Raw genomic sequence first — 9,126 nt, forward strand, 5'->3', positions numbered from 1 at the left:
GGGGAATGTCGGTTTCAGGCCTGTGATGCCGGTAGCACTGAGCTCTTCGGGGCCAGAGCCCTGCTTGTTCGGACTGACCACACTGCTTTTGGCCTACACCACTGCAGCATCCAGAAGTTCGCGGGCGTGATCGCGGGCCGCCTGGGAGTCCTCGTGGCCGGCCAACATTCGCGCCAGCTCCACCACTCGTTCGTCCCGATCCAGGACCCGGACATCGGACACGGTGGAGTCAGAGCTCTTGGAGACCAGGATGTGTTGATCCGCAAAAGCCGCCACCTGGGGCAGGTGGGTGACCACCAGCACCTGGACGTGCTGTGCCAGCATTTTCAATCTCCGCCCGATCTCCACGGCGGCCTTGCCACCCACACCGGAGTCAACCTCGTCAAACACGAACGTGGGCACCGGATCCACGGCGGCCAGAACCACTTCCAGCGCCAGCATGAGGCGGGAGAGCTCACCGCCGGATGCCCCCTTGTCCAGCGGACGCGGTGTGGCCTCAGCATGGGGACGCAGCAGGAACTCCACACGATCCCGGCCGTGTCGACCAAAGTTCTCTGTGGGAGTCACACTGACCACCAGCGCGGCATTGGGCATGGCAAGAGCGGCCAGTTCGGCCCGGACAACTTCACTGAGTTCAGCTGCTGCTGCCAGGCGTTTGTCCGTCAGTGCCAGGGACTGCGCCTCCAGTTCGGTGGCCAACTCGCCCCGACGCGCTGCCAACTCCTCTTCACGCTGCGGATCCTCCACCAACGTTCCCAGGCGGGTGCGCGCCGTGTCCGCGAACTCCAAGACCTCGGTGATGTCAGCCCCGTAGGTCCGGGTCAGGGAACGCAGGGCCGCCCGCCGGGACTCCACCTGGGCCAACCGCGCCGGGCCGTCCTCATCCAAACCGGAGGCGTAGCCGGAGAGGTCAGCGGAGACGTCATTGACCAGCACCGCCAGTTCCCGCACACGCTTGGCCAGGTCCTCCAGTTCCGGGTCCGCATCCGATTCCTGGTCCAGTGCCTGCTGGGCTGCGGCAATCAGAACGACGGCGGACGGTGCATCCGGATCGAGATCTCCCCCGTTGAGTGCTGCCTGGGCCGTGGTGGCCGCTGAGCGCAGTGCTTCCAGGTGGGTGAGTTTTTGGGACTCGGCATCCAGCTCAGTGTCTTCACCGGGCTGCGGGTCCACAGTGTCGATTTCTTCCAGCGCCATCTGCAGGCTCTGGGCTTCCAGGGCACGTTCCCGCACCTTGTCCCGGATCTCTGTCAGTTGGGAGGACACCTCCTGGTAGTCCTCCAACGTCTGCCGGTAAGCGGCCAACAGCTGCGGGAAGTCATCGGCTGCGTGCACCGTGGCATAGGTGTCCAGGGCGTGACGCTGCGCTGCCGCGGACGTCAACCGAAGCTGATCGGACTGGCCGTGAACGGCAACCAGGGTCTCCCCCAATTCCCCCAGACGCGCCACGGGTGCGCTGCGGCCACCCACGTGGGCCCGCGAGCGCCCACCGGCAGCCACGGTGCGGCTCAGCTGCAGCGTGGCAGTCTGCGGTGCGGCATCGGCGTCACGGTCCACATCTCCGCCGGCATCCTCCACCAGTGCCACTGCACGGTGATCGGAAGCAACGGTGACCACGGCCTCGGCCAAGGCTTTCTCCGCCCCGGTGCGCACGGCTCCGGCGTCGGTGCGCCTGCCCAACAACATGCCCAGTGCCGTGACCACCATGGTCTTGCCGGCACCGGTCTCACCGGAAAGGATGCTCAGCCCGGGTCCCAAGGGCAGGACGGCATCGGTGATGACACCCAGATCCCGGATGTGGATCTCTTCGATCACAAGCCATCACCTCCACCGGCGGCAGAGCTGCTTGGCCTGGAACTGGTTGCCGGGGAGTTGTCCCAGGCAGAGTCATCCGCCGAGTGGCCACCGGTCGCGGGACCGCCTTGGCGGTCGGCGTCGTCGTAAAGGTCCGGAGTGATTTCCCGGCCCACAGGGATGCGCTGACCCTCCACTGTGGGCTGGTTGTAGGTGGGCTGCACGATCGGCAGCGCGGTGGTGGGTGGGCCTGAGTCCACCACCTGCCCGCGTGGACCGCGCCATCCCACCGTGGGCAGCTCGAACTTGCGCACCAGGCGCTCGGAGAACGGGGTCAAATGCATTCGGGCCAGGGAGACCGGACGCGGGGAACGGGTGACCTCAATCCGGGAGCCGGGTGGCAGGTCAACGGTCCGGCGGCCGTCACACCACAGCACGCCGCGGGCATCGGTGCGGGTCAGCACCTCCACGGCCATCATGGAGGTGGGTGCCACCACCATGGGGCGGGAGAACAACGCGTGGGCGGAGAGCGGAACCATCAACAACGCCTCCACCTCCGGCCACACCACGGGGCCACCGGCTGAAAACGCATAAGCGGTGGAACCCGTGGGGGTGGCCAGGATGACGCCGTCACAACCAAAACTGGAAATGGGGCGGCGGTCGATCTCAGTGACCACCTCCAGCATTTTCTCCCGGTCACCCTTTTCAATGGAGGCCTCATTCAGGGCCCATGTGTGTAGGACCTTCTTGCCCTCCTGCCAGACCGCCACGTCCAGGGCCATGCGGTCCTCAACCGTGTAGCGTCCACCCACCACGGCCTCCACGGTCTCACCCAGCCCGGCACGCTCGGATTCCGCCAGGAACCCCACGTGCCCCAGATTCACCCCCAGCAGCGGAACGTCCACGTCCCGGATCAGTTCAGCGGCACGCAGGATGGAGCCGTCCCCACCCAGGACCATGACCAGTTCCAGGTCCTTGAGTTCACAGTCCGCGGGCAGCAGGTCCACCGGCGGCATGGACTGACCGTTGGTGGCATCTGCCAGTGCCCGGCGGTCCTCCTCCGTGAGCACGGGACGCAAACCGGCCTCGTGCAGCTGTTGGACGGTTTGCTCCGCAGCCAGTCTTGCCTCGGCACGCCCCATGTGGGCCAGCACCAGCACACGGCGGATGGTTGCCGCGTGCTCGCCGGACGTGTCATCAGTCATGGGCTCCAGCCTACGTGTTCCCTGTGACAACACAGCCTCAACCGGCCTGAGGACGGCTCAGCCAGAGGAAGAATTCGTGATTGCCGTCCTGGCCTGGCAAGGGAGAACGCGCCCGGTCACGGTCAACCAGACCTGCGGCCCGGGCGGCAGCCACCACTCCCTCAACGGCCTCCTGCCGTTGGTCCTCACTGGTCACCACCCCGGTGCGGCCCAAACGCTCAGGTCCCACCTCGAACTGCGGTTTGACCATCAGAATCAGATCCCCACCGGGCTGCGTGGCCTGCGTCAGGGGTTCCACCACCAGCTTCAGAGAAATGAAGGACAGATCGCACACCGTCAGGGCTGCCGGCCCACCAATCAGCGCCGGGTCCATGTAACGAACGTTCACGCCTTCAAAAACCTGCACCCGGGGGTCTGCACGCAGGATCTCCACCAGCTGCCCGTGGCCCACGTCCACGGCGGCCACTTGGCGCGCGCCCCGGCGCAGCAACACATCCGTGAACCCGCCTGTGGAGGCACCGGCATCCAAACACCTCTTGCCCTCCACGGAGATCTCCGCAAACGCTTCCAAGGCTCCAGCCAGTTTGTGCCCCGCACGGCTCACGTACTCCGGGCCGCCTGCCGGGCGCACCGTGATCGCCTGATCCGCAGTGATCTTCAACGCGCTTTTCACGGTCACGACGCCGCCCACCTCCACCCGCTCGTCAGCGATCCACTGCGCGGCTTGGGTGCGGGACCGGGCCAGGCCACGATCAACCAGAGCTCGGTCCAGCCGGAGGATATCACTCATCGCGGGCAGGTACGGCATTGACGGGGGCGTCCAACACAGCGGTCAGCTCCTGGTGCGCGGCCTGGTAGGCGACAGCGTGGTCATGAACCGGGCGCTCCCCCAGCACTTGGAGTTCCTGCAGCACCTTGTCCGCCCCGGCGTGTCCGGTGGGGGTGAACTTCGGTGATCCGCTCACGCCGATTCCCACGTGATCTCAGGAACGTGCGCCGTGGTGACCTCCGGGTTCAAATCCCACCAGGCCGCCATGGCCGCCCGCCAGGCGTTGAGGTCATCACGGTCACCGTGCACGGTCAGGCCGCCGTCATGAGCCTGGGCCCACGCACCTTTGCAGCGCGCTTCAACAGGGGACGCGGCGTCGTCGTCGTGAGAATCGCCGGTCGCGGCAGTGACCAACTCAGCCTCGGTGAGAGGTTCAAAGAGTTCGGAGAGTTCATTGATCACGATCTGCGGACGTTCCGCCGTGACCGCGCCCAGAATGGACTCCAGGGTGTCCACGCCGGTGAGCACGGCAATGGTGGCAAACCCTGCGCGGTTGCCACCCAGGATGTCCGTGTCCAAGCGGTCGCCGATCACCACAGGGTTCTGAGCATTCACGCGCTGCGCCCCGGCCGTGAAGATCGGGGCCTCCGGCTTGCCCGCCACCAAAGGGTCGCGTTTGGTGGCCGAGCGGACTGCAGCCACCAACGTGCCATTGCCCGGAGCGATGCCGCGGGCCTGCGGGATGGAGCCGTCCGTGTTGGTGGCCACCCACAACACCTCCGAGTCCGCCAACACAAAGGCAGCTTCGGCCAGATCCTTCCAGCCAAGCCCAGGATCAAAGCCCTGCACCACGGCCTGAGGCTGGTCCTCCTGCCCCCACACCGGCTCCAAACCGGCATCGCGCACGATCTGTGCCAGGGCCTGGGAACCTGTGATCATCACCTTGGCACCGGGATCCAGTTTGTCCTTCAGCACCACGGCGGCCGCCTGTGCGGAGCTGATCACCTGCTCGCCGGTGGTGGCAACCTCCAACTCACTCAGATGTTCAGCAACCTGCTCCACGGAACGCGACGCGTTGTTGGTCACGAACACCACCGGGATCCCCGCGGCTTTGACCGATTCCAGGGCCTCCGGTGCCCCAGGGATGGCATGCGGTCCGGCATAGACCACACCGTCCAGGTCGGAGAGCACCGCGTCAAAGCGGTCAATCAGCCGATCAGCGCTCACCGGGTTCTCCTTCATCACCGCGCTCCGCAGGCGCTGCTGCCTCTGCTTGAGCGTCAGGAGAATCGGCGGTTGCCTCAGCATCGGCCACGCCTGATTCAGCGGCCGGTTCGGCCTCCGGTTCCGTGTCCTCCTGATCAGCTTCCGCTCCCAGTTCGTCCTCCGCAGCCGTGGTCGCTTCTGCGTCGGAGGGCGCGGCGTCGTCGTCGTTCAGGGAGGTGGATTCACCGTCAGGGGCGGATTCTGCATCCAATGCGATGCCTTCGGCGGGTTCGGGCTCCTCACCCACCAGGTCAAAGATCTCCGGCTCGCTGAACTGCCCCAGACCCAATGCAGCCTCGGCCACCACCGCCTGCCGGTCCCAAGCCGCAGCCTCACGCTCACGCCCCACTCCCCGCAGCGCCTCACCGTAAGCACGGAAGAGCCGAGGGCTGTAGCTGAAGCCACGGTTACGATCCAACTGCGGGATCTCCAGTGCCTTCAGGGAGCCGTCCAAGTCCCCTTGGTCCCGGCGGATACCAGCGACGACGATCGCCAACTCCACCTTGGCGTTCTTGTCCAAGTTCTCCACGGCTTCCGATGTGGCCAGTTCCAGGGCCTTGTCCGCCTTGCCCAGAGCTCGCTCACAATCGACCATGAGCGGCAGATGTGAGTCGTCACCGGTCATCCGCCGGTAGGTGCGGAACTCCTTGAGAGCCTCGTGGTACTCCTCGTTCTCATAAGCAGCCACAGCCGCTGCTTCGCGGACAGCAGCCACACGGCCGGCACGGCTGACGGCGTAGCGGGCGTGCTCCAGCGCAAAGGCGGGATCGTCGTAAATGTAACGACCCACCATCACCAGGTGCTTGGACACGCCCTCCGCATTGGTGGCCTCCAAGGAACGGATCTGGTGCTGAGTCACCCGGTCCAGCTCGTCACCGGTGACATCCTCGTCCAGCTCGGGCGCCGGGATCCGGGGCTTGCGGTCGGCGTCGTCCCGGAAGCGGTCCTGGGTGCGGCGATCATGCCGCTGGCCATCCCGACGGTCACGGTTGAATCCGCCCTGGCGGTCATCACCCCGACGGCCCCCACGATCCTCCCCACGATCGTCCCGGCGGTCCTCCCACCGTTCATCCCGACGGCCGTCCCGGCCGTCGCGGTTGAATCCACTCTGGCGGTCGTCCGAACGACCACCACGGAAGCCACCCAGACGATCGTCGCGCCGGTCATCACGGCGATCGTCGCGCCGGTCAGAACCACGGAAGTCACTGCGCTGGCCGTCGCGGCCCTCCGAGCCCCTCGCATCACGGCGATCGTAGCGGCGGTCATCACGGCGTGAACCGCCCCGGTCGTCGCGTCGTGCAGCACCCCGGTCATCACGGCGGTCACCACGGTAGCCATCCCTGCTGTGGCTGTCACCGCGGCGATCATCGCGATTATAGGTGCGCTCACCGCGGTCGGCACCGTCGCGGTTCCCCTGGTCACGGTCATCCCAGCGGCGCCGTTGGCCATCGCCCTGGTCCCGGCGACCAAATCGTTCGGTGCGCCGTTCATCCCGACGTCCACTTTCCCACCGGCTGCGTGAATCAGGACGTCCACTGTCCCGGCCGCCCTGGCGAGGCTGCCAGCGCTCACCACCTTCGCGGCGTGCGGGTGCATCCGACCGCTCGCCACGGTAGCCGCCGCGGTCATCACGGCGGTCATTGTTGCGATCGCCTCGGTTCTCACGCTGGTCCCGGTAGCCCCCACGGCGATCGTCACGCCGATCGGATGACCGTCCGTCTTGACCCCGGCGATCCTCCCGCCGGTTCTCCCAACCGCCACGGTTGTCCCGGGATCCACGGGAATCACCGCGCCCATCACGGTCATCCCGCCGGTGCCCCGAGCGGTCACCGCCAGAGAAGCCACGACCGCCGTCGTTGTTGCGCCGCGGTCCGCCCCGGCCCTCTGAACGCCCGCCGCGGGAACCGTACCCGCCGGACCCGGAATCGGAGGCGCGACCGTGGCCGCCACGCCCCGAGTCGCGGCCACCATCACGGCCATAGGATCCGCGGGCACCGCCCTGGCGGTCTCCATCGCGGCGATTGCGGTCCTGGGACCCCTGGGAACGGGAATCGGACATGTCTCTCCTCAACGCACCACCGGAGGTGGTGACTCAAAACCTCTATGTGCACAACGCATGTGTTCGCTCGGCCCAGGTCTGTCAGACCTGCCGGGCTCAATTCATTCGGGCCAGTCTACAAGCCCGCCCCAGACTGACCTGGGTCCAGAGCCATTGGATCCAGGACGTTCTGGGTGACCAGCACCGCTGGAGACAGGGATCACAGGGTTAACTCACGGCACCACTTTTGCGTATGAACGCCCAGGCACTCATGATCTATCCATGCTCAAACGCATCTTCACTCCTCTTCTGCCCCGGGTGATCGCAGGCATCATCCTGGGAGTCATCTGCGGCTTGTTCTTCCCCGAGGGACTTGCCCGTGTCTTCACCACCTTCAACGGGCTCTTCAGCAACTTCCTGGGCTTCATCATCCCGGTGCTGATCCTGGCCCTGGTGGCACCCGCCATTGCGGACCTGGGTCGCGGCGCCGGAAAGTGGCTGCTGATCACCGCAGGTATCGCCTACGCCTCCACCATCATTGCCGGGTTGCTTGCTTATGGCACGGCCACGGCGCTGTTCCCCACGCTCTTGGGCGAACGCAATCTGTCCTCATTTGCTGATCCTTCCGAGCACTTCCTGACCCCGTTCTTCGAAGTCGCCATGCCGGCACCCATGGACATCATGACGGCATTGCTCTTGGCCTTCTGCATTGGCGTGGGAATCACCCTCATCAAGGGCGACACCCTGCACCGAGGGCTGGAGGAACTGCGCAAAATCATCATGAAGACCGTGATCTCCGTGATCATCCCGTTGCTGCCGATCTACATCTTTGGCGCGTTCCTGAGCCTGACCATGAACGGTCAGATCGGCACCGTGATCAACACCTTCATTCGAGTGGTCATCGTGGCCTTTGCGCTGACTGTCCTGTATCTGGTGCTGCAGTACTCGGTGGCAGGCGCCATTGCGGGGCGCAACCCATTCAAGCTGCTGCGCAACATGCTGCCGGCTTACTTCACCGCACTCGGCACGTCCTCCTCAGCAGCCACCATTCCCGTGACGCTGCAGTGCACCCTCAAGAACGGCGTCCGGGAGGACGTCGCCGGATTCACCGTCCCACTGTGCGCCACCATTCACCTGGCCGGCTCCACCTTGAAGATCGTGCTGTTCAGCGTTGCCGTCATGATGTTCATGGGCCGGGACATCGATCCCGGTACGTACATCGGCTTCATCTTCATGCTCGGCATCACCATGGTGGCAGCCCCTGGCGTCCCCGGTGGCGCCATCATGGCTGCGGTGGGCCTGCTGGGATCCATGCTCGGCTTTGACGACACCATGATCTCCATCATGATCGCCACCTACGTCGCCATCGATTCCTTTGGTACCGCATGCAACGTGACCGGCGACGGCGCCATTGCCGTGGCCATCAACAAGTTCTTTGGCGACCGCGAACAGAAGCTCGAACCCGCCACGGAACCCGCTCCCGCCGCTTCCTGAGGGTCTTCCCCACCCACCAACGACGACGCCGTGGTTCCCAGACTCAGGGAACCACGGCGGCGTTGTTGATCTCTGCTGAGCCGGGTTCACAGGACTCCATCCCCACCTCTAAGTCCGCACCGCGGTGCCGGTGGTACATGCGCGTGGAGTGGTCAGTCATGGTGGATCCGCATTCAGTGCTCAGATTCCTGATCTGTGCTGGCTCCCCGGGGTCACCACAATCGTCGCCCGACCAACGCCGAGTGGTCGCTTGCCTGGTTGGTCTCTGTTCAGTGGTCGATGTTCTGGTTGATCAGTGTTGATGGGCCAGGAAACCGACCACTCAACCAGCACACCCACAGGGCACAAGGCACAGGGGCACTCAACAACCCAGCACCAGCACACCCCACTACAAACCCCCACCCCCAAGGGGGGGGCAACACCCGGCACACAAAAAATCCGGGTATGAGAAAAGGGGCCCCGAACACTACGGTTCGAGGCCCCTAACCCTGTTTGTGGTGTTAATGCGGCGGTGACTTACTCTCCCACACCCTCACGAGTGCAGTACCATCAGCGCTGTA

At 65.3% G+C, this 9,126-nt stretch carries 8 protein-coding genes; 1 reads left to right on the forward strand and 7 read right to left on the reverse strand.

Annotated features, from left to right (window positions below; translation table 11 throughout):
* Positions 1 to 93: 93 nt before the first annotated feature.
* The 7 genes from recN to GTW58_RS14355 are packed head-to-tail and all read right to left on the reverse strand — an operon-like array spanning position 94 to position 6,879.
* On the reverse strand, positions 94 to 1,815 hold the full coding sequence (gene recN, locus GTW58_RS10370) for a DNA repair protein RecN (protein ID WP_047689398.1): 1,722 nt from the start codon (positions 1,813 to 1,815) through the stop codon (positions 94 to 96).
* Positions 1,812 to 2,999 carry an NAD kinase gene (locus GTW58_RS10375; RefSeq protein WP_081993722.1) on the reverse strand — a complete coding sequence of 396 codons (1,188 nt, stop codon included), beginning with the start codon at positions 2,997 to 2,999 and terminating at the stop codon, positions 1,812 to 1,814. Before GTW58_RS10375 ends, recN begins: the two co-directional genes overlap by 4 nt.
* 37 nt (positions 3,000 to 3,036) lie before the next feature.
* Complete coding sequence (locus GTW58_RS10380; RefSeq protein WP_119933394.1) at positions 3,037 to 3,789, reverse strand: TlyA family RNA methyltransferase; 753 nt, start codon at positions 3,787 to 3,789, stop codon at positions 3,037 to 3,039.
* On the reverse strand, positions 3,782 to 3,964 hold the full coding sequence (locus GTW58_RS10385; RefSeq protein WP_157980530.1) for a hypothetical protein: 183 nt from the start codon (positions 3,962 to 3,964) through the stop codon (positions 3,782 to 3,784). Before GTW58_RS10385 ends, GTW58_RS10380 begins: the two co-directional genes overlap by 8 nt.
* Positions 3,961 to 4,995, reverse strand: coding sequence for an HAD-IIA family hydrolase (locus tag GTW58_RS10390; RefSeq protein ID WP_232818091.1), 1,035 nt, complete (start codon positions 4,993 to 4,995; stop codon positions 3,961 to 3,963). The genes GTW58_RS10385 and GTW58_RS10390 overlap by 4 nt, the downstream gene beginning before the upstream one ends.
* Positions 4,985 to 5,893: an ICP22 family protein gene (locus tag GTW58_RS14350; protein ID WP_189587282.1), complete on the reverse strand. Its 909-nt coding sequence runs from the start codon at positions 5,891 to 5,893 to the stop codon at positions 4,985 to 4,987. The genes GTW58_RS10390 and GTW58_RS14350 overlap by 11 nt, the downstream gene beginning before the upstream one ends.
* Positions 5,890 to 6,879: a hypothetical protein gene (locus GTW58_RS14355; protein ID WP_189587283.1), complete on the reverse strand. Its 990-nt coding sequence runs from the start codon at positions 6,877 to 6,879 to the stop codon at positions 5,890 to 5,892. Before GTW58_RS14355 ends, GTW58_RS14350 begins: the two co-directional genes overlap by 4 nt.
* A gap of 475 nt (positions 6,880 to 7,354) precedes the next feature.
* Here GTW58_RS14355 and GTW58_RS10400 point away from each other — a divergent pair, with 475 nt between their 5' ends.
* Complete coding sequence (locus GTW58_RS10400; RefSeq protein ID WP_119933837.1) at positions 7,355 to 8,566, forward strand: dicarboxylate/amino acid:cation symporter; 1,212 nt, start codon at positions 7,355 to 7,357, stop codon at positions 8,564 to 8,566.
* The last annotated feature ends 560 nt before the right edge of the window (positions 8,567 to 9,126 follow it).

Source organism: Kocuria subflava (genome assembly GCF_012163155.1).
In the GTDB taxonomy this organism is placed as follows: domain Bacteria; phylum Actinomycetota; class Actinomycetes; order Actinomycetales; family Micrococcaceae; genus Kocuria; species Kocuria subflava.

Excerpts from the sequence above, each read along its gene's own strand:
- GTW58_RS10375 (WP_081993722.1), bottom strand. The coding sequence starts at position 2,999 with ATGACTGATGACACGTCCGGCGAGCACGCGGCAACCATCCGCCGTGTG.
- GTW58_RS10380 (WP_119933394.1), bottom strand. The coding sequence starts at position 3,789 with ATGAGTGATATCCTCCGGCTGGACCGAGCTCTGGTTGATCGTGGCCTG.
- GTW58_RS10400 (WP_119933837.1), top strand. The coding sequence starts at position 7,355 with ATGCTCAAACGCATCTTCACTCCTCTTCTGCCCCGGGTGATCGCAGGC.